Origin of the sequence: Pseudomonas anguilliseptica, from assembly GCF_900105355.1 — a bacterium.
GTDB classification, from domain to species: domain Bacteria; phylum Pseudomonadota; class Gammaproteobacteria; order Pseudomonadales; family Pseudomonadaceae; genus Aquipseudomonas; species Aquipseudomonas anguilliseptica.
This window is the reverse complement of sequence record NZ_FNSC01000001.1, coordinates 4512084-4527687: the sequence shown is the minus strand read 5'-3', so window position 1 is coordinate 4527687 and position 15604 is coordinate 4512084. Positions and strand designations below refer to the sequence as shown.

General features: G+C 61.7%; 15 protein-coding genes and 2 pseudogenes. 14 read left to right on the top strand and 3 right to left on the bottom strand.

Annotated features, from left to right (window positions below):
* Positions 1 to 81: 81 nt before the first annotated feature.
* From cobO to BLW24_RS21990, 12 genes and pseudogenes are all read left to right on the top strand, one after another.
* Positions 82 to 693: a cob(I)yrinic acid a,c-diamide adenosyltransferase gene (gene cobO / locus BLW24_RS22045; protein WP_090386933.1), complete on the top strand. Its 612-nt coding sequence runs from the start codon at positions 82 to 84 to the stop codon at positions 691 to 693.
* Positions 690 to 1997, top strand: coding sequence for a cobyrinic acid a,c-diamide synthase CobB (locus BLW24_RS22040; RefSeq protein ID WP_090386931.1), 1308 nt, complete (start codon positions 690 to 692; stop codon positions 1995 to 1997). Before cobO ends, BLW24_RS22040 begins: the two co-directional genes overlap by 4 nt.
* The gene (gene bluB, locus BLW24_RS22035) at positions 1994 to 2641 is read left to right on the top strand and encodes a 5,6-dimethylbenzimidazole synthase (protein WP_090386929.1); all 648 of its coding nucleotides are present in this window, start codon (positions 1994 to 1996) and stop codon (positions 2639 to 2641) included. Before BLW24_RS22040 ends, bluB begins: the two co-directional genes overlap by 4 nt.
* Positions 2638 to 3546 (top strand): adenosylcobinamide-phosphate synthase CbiB, encoded by a 909-nt coding sequence (gene cbiB, locus BLW24_RS22030; protein ID WP_090386927.1) that lies wholly within the window; start codon positions 2638 to 2640, stop codon positions 3544 to 3546. Before bluB ends, cbiB begins: the two co-directional genes overlap by 4 nt.
* Positions 3539 to 4531: a threonine-phosphate decarboxylase CobD gene (gene cobD, locus BLW24_RS22025; RefSeq protein WP_090386925.1), complete on the top strand. Its 993-nt coding sequence runs from the start codon at positions 3539 to 3541 to the stop codon at positions 4529 to 4531. Before cbiB ends, cobD begins: the two co-directional genes overlap by 8 nt.
* On the top strand, positions 4528 to 5976 hold the full coding sequence (locus tag BLW24_RS22020) for a cobyric acid synthase (protein WP_090386923.1): 1449 nt from the start codon (positions 4528 to 4530) through the stop codon (positions 5974 to 5976). Before cobD ends, BLW24_RS22020 begins: the two co-directional genes overlap by 4 nt.
* 88 nt (positions 5977 to 6064) lie before the next feature.
* Positions 6065 to 6586 carry a bifunctional adenosylcobinamide kinase/adenosylcobinamide-phosphate guanylyltransferase gene (gene cobU, locus BLW24_RS22015; protein WP_090386921.1) on the top strand — a complete coding sequence of 174 codons (522 nt, stop codon included), beginning with the start codon at positions 6065 to 6067 and terminating at the stop codon, positions 6584 to 6586.
* Positions 6583 to 7638, top strand: a complete 1056-nt coding sequence (gene cobT / locus BLW24_RS22010) for a nicotinate-nucleotide--dimethylbenzimidazole phosphoribosyltransferase (RefSeq protein WP_090386919.1) — start codon at positions 6583 to 6585, stop codon at positions 7636 to 7638. Before cobU ends, cobT begins: the two co-directional genes overlap by 4 nt.
* The gene (gene cobC, locus BLW24_RS22005) at positions 7635 to 8210 is read left to right on the top strand and encodes an alpha-ribazole phosphatase family protein (protein WP_090386917.1); all 576 of its coding nucleotides are present in this window, start codon (positions 7635 to 7637) and stop codon (positions 8208 to 8210) included. The genes cobT and cobC overlap by 4 nt, the downstream gene beginning before the upstream one ends.
* Positions 8207 to 8932: an adenosylcobinamide-GDP ribazoletransferase gene (locus BLW24_RS22000; protein ID WP_090386915.1), complete on the top strand. Its 726-nt coding sequence runs from the start codon at positions 8207 to 8209 to the stop codon at positions 8930 to 8932. The genes cobC and BLW24_RS22000 overlap by 4 nt, the downstream gene beginning before the upstream one ends.
* Before the next feature lie 37 nt (positions 8933 to 8969).
* On the top strand, positions 8970 to 9857 hold the full coding sequence (locus BLW24_RS21995; RefSeq protein ID WP_139272731.1) for a hypothetical protein: 888 nt from the start codon (positions 8970 to 8972) through the stop codon (positions 9855 to 9857).
* A gap of 214 nt (positions 9858 to 10071) precedes the next feature.
* A pseudogene (locus tag BLW24_RS21990) lies at positions 10072 to 10635 on the top strand (MFS transporter); the annotation flags it as partial.
* Positions 10636 to 10777: 142 nt separating this feature from the next.
* Here the strand turns inward: BLW24_RS21990 and BLW24_RS21985 are convergent.
* On the bottom strand, positions 10778 to 11758 hold the full coding sequence (locus BLW24_RS21985; RefSeq protein ID WP_090375326.1) for an IS5 family transposase: 981 nt from the start codon (positions 11756 to 11758) through the stop codon (positions 10778 to 10780).
* Between the two features lie 67 nt (positions 11759 to 11825).
* Between BLW24_RS21985 and BLW24_RS21980 the strand changes: the two are divergent.
* A pseudogene (locus tag BLW24_RS21980) lies at positions 11826 to 12452 on the top strand (MFS transporter); the annotation flags it as partial.
* A gap of 146 nt (positions 12453 to 12598) precedes the next feature.
* On the top strand, positions 12599 to 13150 hold the full coding sequence (locus tag BLW24_RS21975) for a glutathione peroxidase (RefSeq protein ID WP_090387841.1): 552 nt from the start codon (positions 12599 to 12601) through the stop codon (positions 13148 to 13150).
* Between the two features lie 192 nt (positions 13151 to 13342).
* Here BLW24_RS21975 and BLW24_RS21970 read toward each other — a convergent pair whose 3' ends face one another.
* Together BLW24_RS21970 and BLW24_RS21965 are read right to left on the bottom strand one after the other, a co-directional pair.
* Positions 13343 to 14323, bottom strand: a complete 981-nt coding sequence (locus BLW24_RS21970) for an IS5 family transposase (RefSeq protein ID WP_090381501.1) — start codon at positions 14321 to 14323, stop codon at positions 13343 to 13345.
* Between the two features lie 214 nt (positions 14324 to 14537).
* The gene (locus BLW24_RS21965) at positions 14538 to 15518 is read right to left on the bottom strand and encodes an IS5 family transposase (RefSeq protein WP_090384114.1); all 981 of its coding nucleotides are present in this window, start codon (positions 15516 to 15518) and stop codon (positions 14538 to 14540) included.
* Between the last annotated feature and the right edge of the window lie 86 nt (positions 15519 to 15604).

The window sequence follows — 15604 nt, the reverse complement described above, 5'->3', positions numbered from 1 at the left end:
TGCGCTGTGCGTGGCCCCGCGCTTTCCCTGTCCTCGCATGCTTTTTCCAGCCAGATCGCCCTGTGGCGGTGGAGCAGTGCGATGACTGAATCGATTGAGCGTGACGCCCGGCACAAGGCGCGCATGGCCCGCAAGAAAGCCCTGATCGATGAAAAGATTGCCCAGGCCCAGGACGAATACGGCCTGCTGCTGGTGCACAGCGGCAATGGCAAGGGCAAGAGCAGCAGCGCTTTCGGCATGGTCGCGCGTGCCTTGGGCCATGGCCTCAAGGTCGGCGTGGTGCAATTTATCAAGGGCGCGGCCAGCACCGGCGAGGAAAGCTTCTTCCGCCGTTTTCCCGATGAAGTCAGTTATCACGTAATGGGTGAGGGCTTTACCTGGGAGACTCAGGATCGTCAGCGCGATATCGATAAGGCCCATGAGGCCTGGGCGGTGGCGGCGCAGCTGCTGAATGACCCGGCCATCGGTCTGGTGGTGCTCGATGAGCTGAATATCGCGCTGAAATATGGCTACCTGGAACTCGACGCGGTGCTCGCCGATATTGAAGCGCGTCCGCTGCTGCAGCATGTGGTGGTGACCGGTCGTGGCGCGCTGCCTGGGATGGTCGAGGCAGCGGATACCGTCACCGAAATGAGCCTGGTCAAGCATGCGTTCAAAGCCGGGGTTAAAGCACAAAAGGGAGTGGAGTTTTGAGCAGCGCCCGCTCTTGCCCCGCCTTATTGATCGCAGCTCCCGCTTCCGGCCAGGGTAAAACCACGGTAACCGCTGCCTTGGCGCGTTTGCATGCACGCCAAGGCAAGCGCGTGCGGGTGTTCAAGTGCGGCCCGGACTTTCTCGACCCGATGATTCTCGCCCGCGCCAGCGGTGCGCCGGTGTATCAGCTTGACCTGTGGATGGTCGGCGAAGCCGAGAGTCGTCGTCTGCTCTGGGAGGCGGCAGGTGAGGCCGATCTGATTCTGATCGAAGGGGTGATGGGGCTGTTCGATGGCACGCCCTCTGCGGCCGACCTGGCCCGGCACTTTGGCGTGCCGGTGCTGGCGGTAATCGACGGTTCGGCCATGGCGCAGACCTTCGGCGCCATGGCCCATGGCCTGGCAACGTTCCAGCCCGATTTGCCGTTCTCCGGGGTGCTCGGTAATCGGGTTGGCAGTGCGCGGCATGGCGAGATTCTGCGTGATGCTCTGCCAGCCTCGATCCGCTGGTACGGCGCGCTGCCGCGCAGCGCCGAAGTTGGTTTGCCAAGCCGCCATCTGGGTCTGGTGCAGGCGGGGGAGCTGGCCGACCTGGATGCGCGCCTGGACGCCGCCGCCGATGCCTTGGCCGCCAGTGCCGATACCAGCCTGCCGCCGCCGGTCAGCTTCGCCGCGCCTGAGCAGGTAAGGCCCGCGCCGTTGCTTAAGGGCGTGCGGATCGGCGTGGCGCGCGACAGCGCCTTTGCCTTTCTCTATCAGGCCAACCTCGATTTGCTGGGCGAACTGGGTGCTGAATTGGCGTTCTTTTCGCCGCTCAGCGATCAGCAACTGCCCGATATCGACAGCCTCTATCTGCCTGGCGGCTACCCGGAGCTGCACCTGGCCGCACTTGAAACCAACCAGCCCATGGCCGAATCGATTCGCGCGCACCATGCTGCCGGAAAACCGATCCATGCCGAGTGCGGCGGGATGCTCTATCTGCTCGACAAACTGACCGATAAACAGGGCGTCAGTGGGCAAATGCTTGGCTTGCTAAGCGGCGAAGCCACCCTGCAACCGCGCATGACCGCCATGGCCTTGCAGCAGGCCGAATTGCCGGAAGGGCTGCTGCGCGGCCACAGTTTCCACTACTCGGCGCTCAGCAGCGGCCTGCAACCGCTGACCCGCGGCGAATGCCCGAATTACAAGCGCACCAGTGAGGCGGTCTATCGCCAGGGGCGGATGACCGCCTCCTATATCCACTTCTATCTGCCATCCGATCCGGTTGCCGCCGCGGCGCTGTTTTGCCCCGGAGCGCCGGCATGAGCGAGCAGGCTTTTAGCCCGCAAGAACGCGCGGCGGTGTATCGCGCCATTGCCGAGCGCCGCGATATGCGCCATTTCAGCGGCGGCGAGGTGGCTCCCGAGCTGCTTGCGCGCCTGCTCGAAGCCGCGCACCAAGCCCCCAGCGTCGGCCTGATGCAACCGTGGCGGTTTATTCGCATCACCCGCCCGGCCTTGCGCGAGGCGATTCATGGCCTGGTCGAAGAGGAGCGTGCGCGCACCGCCGAGGCGTTGGGCGAGCGCAGTGATGAATTTATGCGGCTGAAAGTTGAGGGCATCCGCGACTGTGCCGAACTGTTGGTGGTGGCTCTGATGGAGGGGCGTGAGGCCCATGTATTCGGCCGGCGCACCTTGCCGGAAATGGACCTGGCATCCCTGGCCTGCGCGATTCAGAACCTCTGGCTGGCAGCCCGTGCAGAGGGTTTGGGCATGGGCTGGGTGTCGCTGTTCGAGCCGCAGGCTCTGGCAGATTTGCTAGGCATGCCGGCCGGCAGTAAACCGTTGGCGGTGCTGTGTCTGGGGCCGGTAACGGAATTTTACGAGGCGCCGATGCTGGTGCAGCAGGGCTGGGCCGAGCCACGCCCGCTCAGCGAGTTGCTGTTCGAGAATCAGTGGGGCACGCCATGAGCCTGGTGCTGAGTACCTGCTCCGGCGTCGTTCTGGATGCGATTTTTGGCGAACCCAAGGGTTGGCACCCGCTGGTGGCCTTTGGCCGTATGGCCGAGCGTATCGAGCAACGCTTCAATCCAGCGGGTGGCGGCTGGCGCAGCCATGGCGTCAGCGCCTGGTGCCTGGCGGTGCTGCCACTGACGTTGCTGGCCTGGCTGCTAAGCCAGATCAGCGGCCTGGGTTGGGCAGTGGAGATTATCGCGCTGTATGCTGCCTTGGGCCTGAAAAGCCTGGGCGAGCATGCCATGCCGGTGGCCCAGGCGCTGCGCCTGGGCGATCTGCGCCTGGCCCGCGAGCGGGTCGGTTATATGGTCAGCCGCAATACCGCGCAGCTGGATGCTGCCGGCGTGGCCCGTGCTGGCAGCGAGTCGGTGCTGGAAAACGGTTCTGATGCTGTGTTCGCCGCGCTGTTCTGGTTTGTTATTGCCGGTGCGCCGGGGGTGGTGCTGTACCGCCTGAGCAATACCCTGGACGCCATGTGGGGCTATCGCAACGAACGCTTCGAACGCTTCGGCTGGGCTGCGGCGAAGATCGACGATGTGCTCAATTACATTCCCGCGCGTTTAGTGGCACTGACTTACGCGCTGCTCGGCAAAACTGCGCTGGCGCTGCGCTGCTGGCGTACCCAGGCGCCACTGTGGGACAGCCCCAATGCCGGCCCGGTGATGGCCGCAGGTGCTGGGGCGCTGGGCGTCAGTCTGGGCGGCGCGGCGGAATATCACGGCGAGCTGCACGTACGGCCTGAACTGGGCGCCGGTCCGCAGCCCAGAGCACGGGATGTCGAGCGGGCAGTCAATTTGGTCAACGGTGGCGTGCTGCTGTGGCTGGCACTGCTACTGGTTTGGGGGCTTCTTTATGCTTGAACATGGTGGCCGCATGCGCGCGGCCTCGCTGCGTTATGGCATCGCCCTGGAGGATTGGTTGGACCTGTCCACCGGCATTGCGCCATACGGTTGGCCGCTGCCGGCGATTCCCGCCAGCGCCTGGACGCGCCTGCCCGAACAGGAGGACGGCCTGGAAATCGCCGCTCGCGATTACTATGGGGTGAGCAATCTGCTGCCGGTAGCGGGCTCCCAGGCGGCGATTCAGGCGCTGCCGCGCCTGGTACGTAATGCCACTGTCGGTATCGTCTCGCCGGCCTATGCCGAGCACGCCGCCGCCTGGCAGCGCGAAGGTCATCGGATGCTTGAACTCAGCGAGGGCGGTATCGAGCGGGCGCTGGAGCGCCTGGATGTACTGTTGCTGGTTAATCCAAACAACCCGACCGGACGACGTATCGAGCCCCAGCGCCTGCTGGAGTGGCACGCCCGCCTGGCCGAGCGCGGCGGCTGGCTGGTTGTGGACGAGGCCTTTATCGATTGCACGCCGGCATTCAGCCTGGCGGCGTTCAGCGAGTTGCCCGGGCTGATTGTGCTGCGCTCGTTTGGCAAGTTTTTCGGCTTGGCGGGCATTCGCTTGGGTTTTGTGCTGGCGTCGCCGCAGCTGCTGGACCAATTGGCCGAGTTACTCGGGCCTTGGGCCATCAGCGGGCCGAGTCGAGTGGTGGCCACTGCGTTGTTGCAGGATATGGTCGGCCAACAGGTTCAGCGCGAGCGGCTGCTGGTCGATGGCGAACGCCTGGCGGCACTGTTGGTTGTGCATGGGCTCAGCCCCACAGGCGGTTGTGCGTTGTTCCAGTTCTGTTGCACACCGCAGGCCGTCTTGCTGCATGAGTTTCTCGCCCGACAAGGCATTCTTACTCGCCTGTTTGAAAAGCCGCTGAGCCTGCGTTTTGGCCTGCCACCGGATGAAGCCGGCTGGCAGCGTTTGCAGCAGGCGCTGTCGGCCTTCGGGGAAAAGCTCCCATGACCACATTGATGGTGCAGGGCACCACCTCCGATGCCGGCAAAAGCACCCTGGTAACCGCGCTATGCCGCTGGCTTAAACGGCAGGGCGTCAGCGTGGTGCCGTTCAAACCGCAGAATATGGCGCTTAATTCGGCCGTTACCGCCGACGGTGGAGAAATTGGTCGCGCCCAGGCGGTACAGGCTCAGGCTGCCGGGCTGGAGCCGCACACCGATATGAATCCGGTGCTGCTCAAACCCAATAGCGATACCGGCGCCCAGGTGATCATTCATGGCCGCGCCCTGAGCAGCATGGATGCCGTTGCTTATCACGACTACAAAAAAGTGGCGATGCAGGCGGTACTCGATTCCCATCGACGTCTGAGCGAGGCCTATCCGGTGGTGATGGTGGAGGGCGCGGGTTCGCCTGCGGAGATCAATCTGCGTGCCGGTGATATTGCCAATATGGGTTTTGCCGAGGCGGTGGACTGCCCGGTGATCCTGATTGCCGATATCGACAAGGGCGGCGTATTTGCTCATCTGGTCGGCACTCTGGCGTTGCTCTCTGAGAGCGAACAGGCGCGGGTGCAGGGCTTTGTGATCAACCGTTTTCGCGGCGATATCGCCTTGCTGCAACCTGGGCTGGATTGGCTGGAGCAGCGCACCGGCAAACCGGTACTGGGCGTATTGCCCTATCTGATGGATTTTCACCTGGAGGCCGAGGATGCCATCGATATTCGCCAGAGCGCTAAGACGGCCGAGCGGATCAAGGTGGTGGTACCGGTGTTGCCCCGTATCAGTAACCACACTGATTTCGATCCGCTGCGCTTGCATCCGCAGGTTGAGCTGAGCTTTGTCGGCCCCGGTCAGACGATCCCGGCAGCGGATCTGATTATCCTGCCCGGCTCGAAAAGCGTACGCAGCGATCTGGCGTTTCTGCGTGAGCAGGGCTGGCCGGCGGCCATCGACAAACACCTGCGCTATGGCGGCAAGCTGCTGGGTATCTGCGGCGGGCTGCAGATGCTCGGTACGCAGATCGACGATCCCCATGGCCTGGAAGGCGCGGCGGGTTCCAGCCCAGGTCTAGGGCTGCTGGATTTCCGCACGGTACTGGAGCCGGAGAAGCAGCTACGCAATGTGCGCGGCCAGCTGTGTCTGGAAAATGCTCCGGTCAGCGGTTACGAGATTCATGCGGGGATCAGCTCTGGCCTAGGGTTGAACGCAGCTGTGCGCCTCGATGACGGCCGCAGCGACGGTGCGTTGAGTGCCGATGGTCAGGTGCTTGGCACCTATCTGCATGGTTTGTTCGAGAGCAGCGATGCGTGCAGCGCCTTGCTGCGCTGGGCCGGCCTACGCGAGGTGCAGCCGGTGGATTACCACGCCCTGCGCGAGCGTGATATCGAGCGCCTGGCCGATCTGGTCGAGGCGCATCTGGATACGGCAAAACTGCGAATGTTATGTGGCCTGTAGGGTGGATCACGCTGTATCGATCCAGCATTTGCGGTGGGATGGTGGATATAAAAAGTGTCATCCACCCTACGGGGAAACTAGGTGAACCATGCATGAATTAATTCTCGGCGGTGCCCGTTCCGGAAAAAGCCGCCTGGCAGAGCGGTTGGCGGCCGAATCCGGCCTGGCGGTCACCTATATCGCCACCAGCCAGCCGCTGGATGGCGAGATGAATGAGCGCATTCAACATCACCGTGAGCGTCGTCCGGCGCATTGGGGGCTGGTGGAAGAGCCGCTGGCTCTGGCCCGGGTGCTGCGTGAGCAGGCTGGCGCGGATAAGTGTTTGTTAGTCGATTGCCTGACCCTGTGGCTGACCAATCTGCTGATGCTGGACGACCCGGCGCGCCTGAGCGGCGAGCGCGATGCGCTGCTGGATTGCCTGGACAACCTGCCGGGGCGGCTTCTGCTGGTCAGCAATGAAACCGGCCTGGGCGTGGTGCCGCTGGGCGAGCTGACCCGTCGTTATGTCGATGAGGCCGGCTGGTTGCATCAGGCCCTGGCCGAGCGCTGTGAGCGCGTGGTGTTTACCGTGGCGGGTCTGCCGATGGTTCTCAAGGGGGAAGTGCTGTGAGTGAGCAATGGTGGCAACAGGGCTGTCAGGCGCTGGATAGCGCTGCGCGCAACACCGCCGAGGCGCGGCAGCAGCAGTTGACCAAGCCGGCCGGCTCGCTCGGCCAGCTGGAGCAAGTGGCCATCGACCTGGCGGCGATGCAAGGCAGTCAGCGGCCGCAGGTCGAGCAGCTGTGGATCAGCATTTTTGCCGGTGACCATGGTGTGGTAGCCGAAGGGGTTTCGGCCTTCCCCCAAGCCGTCACCGGGCAAATGCTGCGCAACTTCGTCAATGGTGGCGCGGCGATCAGCGTATTGGCCAAACAGCTGGGCGCGACCCTTGAGGTGATCGACCTGGGCACCGCACTGCCGCTGGAGCCGCTGCGCGGTGTGCATCATCTGCATCTCGGTGCGGGTACAGAGAACTTCGCCCAGGGCTCGGCGATGTCTACCACGCAGTTACTGCAGGCTTTGGATGCCGGCCAGGCCAGCGTGCAGCGCGCCCGTGAAGCCGGTAGCCAGCTGTTTATAGGTGGCGAAATGGGCATCGGCAATACCACCGCTGCCACGGCCATGGCCTGCCTGCTGCTGGTAGGCTCGGCACAGGAGCTGGTCGGCCCTGGTACCGGCCTGGACAGCGCGGGCGTGGCGCATAAGGCCAAGGTCGTCGAGGCTGCTCTGGCCTTGCATCGCCCGGGGATCAGCGAACCCATCGATATCCTGCAGCGCCTCGGCGGCTTCGAGATTGCGGCGTTGAGCGGCGCCTATCTGGCCTGCGCGCAGCAGGGCATCACCGCGCTGGTGGATGGGTTTATCTGCAGCGTGGCCGCGCTTATGGCGGTGCGCATGAATCCAGCTTGTCGCGACTGGCTGTTGTTTTCCCACAGCGGCGCCGAGCCTGGCCACCGGCGGGTACTCAAGGCGCTGCAGGCCGAGCCGCTGCTTGATCTGGGCCTGCGTCTGGGCGAGGGCAGTGGCGCGGCTTTGGCCGTGCCGCTGCTGCAACTGGCCTGCAGCCTGCACAACGACATGGCCACCTTTGCCGAGGCGGCGGTAGCAGAGCGTCCGCTATGACGGTCTATCTGGAGCTGCTGCGCCACGGTGAAACCGAACTGGGCGGCGGCCTGCGCGGCAGCCTGGACGATGCCCTGACCGAAACCGGTTGGGCGCAGCTGCGCGCGGCGGTGGCCGAGGCCGGCCCCTGGGATCGCTTGATCAGCTCGCCCTTGCAGCGCTGTGCGCGCTTTGCCGAAGAGCTGGCCGCGCAACACGACGTACCGCTGAGCCTGGAACCTGATCTGCAGGAACTGCATTTCGGCGCGTGGGAAGGGCGCAGTACCGCCGAACTGATGCAGACCAGCGCGGCAGAACTTGGCCGTTTCTGGAGCGATCCCTATGGTTTTACTCCGCCTGAGGGCGAGACCTTGCTGGCCTTTGAGGCACGGATACTGGGCACCTTACAACGCTTGCAGGCCCTGTATGCCGGCGAGCGCCTGCTGTTGGTCACCCACGGCGGGGTAATCCGCCTGCTGCTGGCACGGGCCCGTGGCTTGCCGCGCAATGATCTGCTGCAGGTTCCTGTGGGCCATGCCGAGCGCTATCAACTGTGCCTGGATGAACAAGGCGAGCTGTGGGAGCGCGTATGACGCCCTGGTGGATTGCCCTGCAGTTTCTTACCCGTTTACCGGTGATCCTGGCTGGCATGCCGAGGCCTGAGCAGATCGGTCGCTCGCTGCTGTTCTATCCACTGGTGGGGCTGCTGATCGGCCTGTTGCTGCTCGCCGTGCAACACCTGCTGGGCGATAGCGCGCTGCTGTTGCAGGCCGCGTTGTTATTGAGCCTGTGGGTGGGCATCAGCGGCGGCCTGCATCTGGATGGCCTGGCCGACAGCGCCGATGCCTGGGTTGGCGGCTTTGGCGATAAACAGCGCACCCTGGCGATCATGAAAGACCCGCGCAGCGGGCCGATCGCAGTGGTGGTGCTGGTGCTGCTGTTGCTGCTCAAGTTCGCTGCGCTGGTGGCCTTGCTGGAGAGCGGCTCTGGGTTGTTGCTGGTACTGGTGCCTTGGTTGGCGCGTTGTCTGTTGCCGCTGCTGTTTCTGACTACACCCTATGTGCGGGCCGGCGGGCTGGGTCAGGCATTGGCCGAGCATCTGCCGCGTCGGCAACTGCCCTGGGTACTGGCCGCTAACGCTGTGGCCATGTTGCTGTTTGGCTGGCCGGCGTTGCTCGCCTTGCTGGTAGCCGGGGGCGTGTTTATCTGGCTGCGCAGCTTGATGCTCAAACGTCTGGATGGCACCACCGGTGATACTGCCGGAGCATTGCTGGAAATAGCCGAGTGCGCGGTGCTGGTGGCGTTGGCCTGCTAGCGTGTAAGGGCAGCAAGGCGTGGCAGGAATCTATATGGTGCGCAGGCCGTTTTACTCGACGCTGTTGGCAACGTTGCTTGGGGCTTTGCCCTGTGCCGGTGTATTGCAGGCCGAGGAGCTGGTGTGGGATGTTGTGCCGATTCCGGGGGTCGTCAATGTGCGCGATGGAGAGGTGGTTGATGGCGTACTGTTCGAGACCATGCAACTGCTGGCGGAACGCCTGCCTGAGCTGCAGATGCGCTATGAGGTATTGCCCATGGCCCGCGTCGAACAGCGTATGGGCGAGCGGAGCGAAATGTGCAGCAGTGGCCAGCTGCAGAGCCCCGAACGTGACCAGCAGGGTTACTTCGTACCCTATGTGGCGACTACGCCGATTCATGTGCTGGTACGCCGGCAGACTCTGGATCAACTGCTGATCGAAGAGGGTCAGGTCAGCCTCGACTGGCTGTTCGGCAATCCCTATCTGCGCGGCGCTCTGGCCAAGAGTCGAGTCTATCCCGCGCCGATTCGTGAGCGCCTGCTCCAGGCTCACGCCGAAGGTCGCATCCCCGAACTGGGTGGCAGCCTGGCGGGGGAGAACTTGCTGCTAATGGTCAGCCATCACCGTCTGGATTATGTCTTCGATTACCCGGTGATTTACACCGAGGTCATGCGCCATTTCAGTCTCAGTGATGCGCTGGTCAGTGTGCCGCTGCGGGAAAATGCTGAACTGGTGACGGTGGGCATCTATTGCTCGCGCACGCCATGGGGCGCGCGCATGGCTGGACGTCTCGATCAGGCCATTCGTGAGCTTTCGGCCTCACCCGCCAGCACTTTGGCGATCTACCAGCGTTGGCTGCCGCCTGAGGTGTACAGCCACTACCATGATCAGTTGCTGGCGTTCTTTGCCCAACGCGCCAGCGCCGCGCCACTGCTGTTCGATTAGTCGGCCGTTTTCAACGCAAGCTTGCCCACGCCGGTAGTTTTCTCAGCGGCCTGTTAGCCGATGGTCGGCTTGCCGGCATGACTAACTCAGGGTGCAATCTGTAGCACTGCATTGCCGAACAGCTGTAGCTGTCGCCTTGGCGGGTAGCGGTATATACCTGCTGGTTATTGCCGATTTCTCGATTAAGCGGGTCGCTTCCCGGAAAGGACAACGTATGACTTCGTTATGGCGCACCAGTGGTTGGTTAATGCTAGGTGCATCCCTGGTCCTGGCACTTTCGCTGGGTATTCGCCATGGTTTTGGCCTGTTCCTGCCACCGATGAGCGCTGAGTTCGGCTGGGGGCGTGAGGTGTTCGCCCTCGCCATTGCCTTGCAGAACCTGATCTGGGGACTGACCCAGCCCTTTACCGGCGCGCTGGCCGATCGTTTTGGCGCTAAACGTACGGTGATTGTCGGCGGCATTCTGTATGCCATTGGCCTCGGTTGCATGGGCCTGGCCGACTCGCCTCTGAGTCTGTCGCTGAGCGCTGGGTTGCTGATCGGTATTGGTTTGTCCGGCACTTCGTTCTCGGTGATTCTCGGGGCAGTGGGGCGCGCCGTACCGATGGAAAAACGCAGCATGGCCATGGGTATCGCGGCGGCGGCGGGCTCCTTTGGCCAGTTCGTTATGCTTCCAGGCACTCTGGGCCTGCTTAGCTGGCTCGGTTGGTCGGTGGCGCTGATGGCCCTGGGGCTGCTGGTAACATTGATCGTGCCGCTGGCGGCAATGCTCAAGGATCCTCTGAAGTAGCCATGCATTTCTGGCTGACGTCAGCCTCTGCTGATTTCGAAAGTGATAAATCGATCAAAAACGATCAGATTACCGGCTCATTTCTGTGTTTTTAGCCGCCGCGAGCACCTCGCGGCAGCCATTTCCAGCATTACGGGCGCACCTCTCCTGCATTCGTCAGTAAATGTCGGCGCGCCATCCACAGATTTGACAGCGCGAATAAAGTCACCAGTTGCGCCGTGTTTTTGACCAGGCCACGGAAGCGCGTCTTCACATAACCGAACTGACGCTTGATCACCCGAAACGGATGCTCGACCTTGGCTCGCACTTGGGCCTTGGCCTTCTCGATTTTGCGCTTGGCTTTGTACAGCGCGCTGCGCTTACCGAGTTTCTTGTAAGTGCTACGCCGTGCTGCAACCTGCCAGATCACTTGACGGCCCTCATGCTCGGGGCGCTTCTCGACACCGGTATATCCGGCATCGGCCCCCACCATGTTTTCCTCGCCGTGCAGCAGCTTATCGACCTGGGTGACATCCGCCACGTTGGCGGCAGTACCCACCACGCTGTGCACCAAGCCAGACTCGTCATCCACCCCGATGTGCGCCTTCATGCCGAAGTAATACTGATTGCCTTTCTTGGTTGAGTGCATCTCAGGGTCACGCTTACCGTTCTTGTTCTTGGTTGAACTCGGCGCGTTGATCAGCGTGGCATCGACGATGGTGCCTTGGCGCAGCGACAAACCACGGTCACCCAGGTAGCCATTGATCACGGCCAGGATGCCGGCAGCCAGTTCGTGTTTTTCCAGCAAGCGGCGGAAGTTGAGGATGGTGGTTTCGTCAGGAATGCGCTCCAGAGTCAGCCCGGCAAACTGGCGTAGGATGGTGGTCTCGTACAGCGCCTCTTCCATCGCCGGGTCGCTGTAACCGAACCAGTTTTGCATCAGATGCACTCGCAGCATCGCCATCAGCGGATAGGACGGTCGGCCGCCTTCACCCTTTGGATAATGCGGCTCGATCAAAGCGATCAACCCTTTCCATGGCACTACCCGATCCATCTCGATCAGGAACAATTCTTTGCGGGTCTGCTTGCGCTTGCCGGCATACTCGGCGTCGGCGAAGGTCATCTGCTTCATCGGAAAACTCGGCGGGTGGAGTGCGGATATTTTGCCAAAATCAGGAAGTCTTTTTCAGACCATCCTCAAGGACACACCGCTGCCGCTGACCGGTCAGGAGCAAACTCTGGGTGAAGCACTGCGCGAGGCCTGCAGCCACTCCGGTTTCTGGCTGTTGGCATTGGGCTTTTTTGTCTGCGGCTTTCAGGTGGTGTTTATCGGCGTGCATCTGCCGGCCTATCTGGTCGATCAACATCTGCCCGCGCTGGTCGGCTTGTTCAATATCTTTGGCACTTACATTGCCGGTTGGCTGGGCGGGCGGATGTCCAAGCCGCGCCTGCTCAGTGCACTGTATCTGGCCCGGGCAGTGGTGATTGTGGCGTTTCTTATGACGCCGCTGACGGCGTGGAGCGCCTATGCCTTTGGTGTGGCCATGGGCCTGCTGTGGCTGTCGACGGTGCCGTTGACCAATGGCACCGTGGCCACCCTGTTCGGCGTGCGTAACCTATCGATGCTTGGCGGCATCGTCTTTCTGTTCCATCAGCTGGGGGCGTTTCTTGGCGGCTGGATGGGCGGCTATCTGTATGACCACACTGGCAGTTATGATCTGGTCTGGCAGATTGCCGTGCTGCTCAGCTTGCTGGCCGCCGCGCTGAATTGGCCAGTACGTGAGCTGCCCGTGGCCCGCTTGCAACAACAGGAGGTGAATGCATGAATACCGACTATCGCTGGAACACCGCCCTGGTGATGGGCGGCATGTTGGCCCTGGGCCTGGCCTGGCCTGGTGGGGCTGGCTGCAAAGTGGTTTGGCCTTTCTGCAGCTGGGTTTGGGTGTTTGCTGATGTCATCAAGGTGATCCGTATGTGGCGTTTTTCCCTGCTGGCTGTCGTTCTGCTCAGTGCCTGGGTTGGCTCTACGCAGGCTGCTGAATGCCCGGCGTTGCTGCAGGGTGAGGTGCAGAAGCTGCGCAGCGAGGAACGTATCGATCTGTGCGCACAGTTCGCCGGCAAGCCGCTGATAGTGGTCAATACCGCCAGCTTCTGCGGCTTTACCCCGCAGCTCAAAGGCCTCGAAGCGCTTTACCAGCGCTACAAGGAACAGGGGCTGCAGATCCTCGGGCTGCCTTCCGATGACTTCCGCCAGGAGGCCGACAGCAGCGAAGAAACCGCCAAGGTCTGTTACGTCAATTACGGCGTGACCTTCCCCATGAGTGAAACCCAGCAGGTTACCGGCAGCGATGCATTGCCACTGTTCAAGGAGCTGGCAGCGCAAAGTCAGGCGCCGCGTTGGAATTTCTCCAAATACGTGATCGACGCCCAGGGCAAGGTGATTGCCAGCTTCCCCAGCAGCACCTCCCCGGATGACCCTGCATTGCTGGCCGCCGTCGAGCAGGCCATCGCCTCGCAGCGTTGAGGCATCACCCATCTGGGCGATAGCCCAGCTCCCAGTACCTCCTTAGGGATGGTCTGAAGTAGCCCTGTATTTCCGGTCAACTTCAGCCTCCGCTGATTTTGAAAGCGGAAAACTGATCAAAAACGATCAAGTCATCCGCTCATTTCGGTGTTTCTGGCCGCCGCGAGCACCTCGCAGCGGTCATTTCCCACATTACAGGCGCACCTCTCCTGCATTCGTCAGCAAATGTCGACGGGCCATCCACAGGTTCGACAGGGCGAACAGCGTTACCAGTTGTGCGGTGTTTTTGGCCAGGCCACGGAAGCGCGTCTTCACATAACCGAACTGGCGCTTGATCACGCGAAACGGATGCTCGACCTTGGCGCGCACTTGGGCTTTGGCCTTCTCGATCTTGCGCTTGGCTTTGTATAACCCGCTGCGCTTATCGAGCTTCCTGTAGGTGCTGCGGCGTGCCGCCACCTGCCAGATTACCTTCCGACCTTCATGCTCCGGACGCTTTTCGACACCGGTGTAACCTGCGTCAGTACACACCACGTTTTCGTCGCCGTGCAGCAGTTTGTCTACCTGGGTGACATCCGCCACGTTGGCTGCCGTGCCTACTACGCTGTGCACCAGACCCGACTCGTCATCCACGCCGATGTGCGCCTTCATGCCGAAGTAGTACTGGTTGCCCTTCTTTGTTTGGTGCATTTCCGGATCGCGCTTACGGTCCTTGTTCTTGGTCGAACTCGGCGCATTGATCAACGTGGCATCGACGATGGTGCCCTGGCGCAGTGACAGACCACGGTCGCCCAGGTAGCCGTTAATCACAGCCAAGATGCCTGCAGCCAGCTCGTGTTTCTCCAGCAAGCGACGGAAGTTGAGGATGGTGGTTTCATCGGGAATGCGTTCCAGGCTTAAGCCGGCGAACTGGCGCAGGATGGTGGTCTCGTACAGCGTTTCCTCCATCGCCGGATCGCTGTAACCGAACCAGTTTTGCATCAGATGCACACGCAGCATCGCCATCAGCGCATAGGCGGGCCTGCCACCTTCGCCCTTCGGGTAGTGCGGATCGATCAGGGTGACCAATCCTTTCCACGGCACTACTCGATCCATCTCGATCAGGAACAACTCTTTGCGGGTCTGCTTGCGCTTGCCTGCGTACTCGGCGTCGGCGAAGGTCATCTGCTTCATCGGAAAACTCGACGGGTGGAATCCGGGTATTTTGCCAAAATCAGGAAGTCTTCTTCAGAGTTTCCCTAGGGATGGTCTGAAGTAGCCATGTATTTCTGGCTGACTTCAGCCCCGCCGATTTTGAAAGCGGCAAATCGATCAAAAACGATCAGATTACCCATTCATTTCTGTGTTTTTAGCCGCCGCGAGTAGCTCGCGGCAGCCATTTCCCGCATTACAGGCGCACCTCTCCTGCATTGGTCAGTAAATGTCGGCGTGCCATCCACAGGTTCGACAGCGCGAACAGCGTCACCAGTTGCGCCGTGTTCTTGGCCAAGCCACGGAAGCGTGTCTTTACATAACTGAACTGACGCTTGAGCACCCGGAACGGGTGCTCAACCTTGGCGCGCACCTGGGCCTTGGCCTTCTCGATCTTGCGTTTGGCTTTGTACAGCGGGCTGCTCTTACCCAGCTTCTTATAGGTGCTGCGGCGGGCAGCAACCTGCCAGATCACCTCGCGCCCATCATGTTCGGGGCGCTTTTCGACACCGGTATAACCCGCATCGGCGCACACCACGTTTTCCTCGCCGTGCAGCAACTTGTCGACCTGAGTGACATCCGCCACGTTGGCCGCCGTGCCTACCACGCTGTGTACCAGCCCCGACTCGTCATCCACGCCAATGTGCGCCTTCATGCCGAAGTAGTATTGGTTGCCCTTCTTGGCCTGGTGCATCTCTGGGTCGCGTTTGCCGTCCTTGTTCTTGGTCGAACTCGGCGCATTGATCAGCGTGGCATCGACGATGGTGCCTTGGCGCAACGACAGGCCACGGTCGCCAAGATAGCCATTGATGACGGCCAGGATGCCGGCAGCCAACTCATGTTTCTCCAGCAGACGACGGAAGTTGAGGATGGTGGTTTCGTCGGGGATACGTTCCAGACTCAGCCCGGCGAACTGCCGCAGGATAGTGGTCTCGTACAGCGCTTCTTCCATCGCCGGGTCGCTGTAGCCGAACCAGTTCTGCATCAGGTGCACACGTAGCATCGCCATCAGCGGATAGGCCGGCCGACCGCCTTCACCCTTGGGGTAATACGGTTCGATCAGTGCGATCAAACCCTTCCACGGCACCACCCGATCCATCTCGATCAGGAACAACTCTTTGCGGGTCTGCTTGCGTTTGCCGGCGTACTCGGCATCGGCGAAGGTCATTTGCTTCATCGGAAAACTCGGCGGGTGGCGTCCGGGCATTTTGCCAAAATCAGGAAGTCTTATTCAGAGTTTCCTTAGAGTTGTGAGTACGCCGG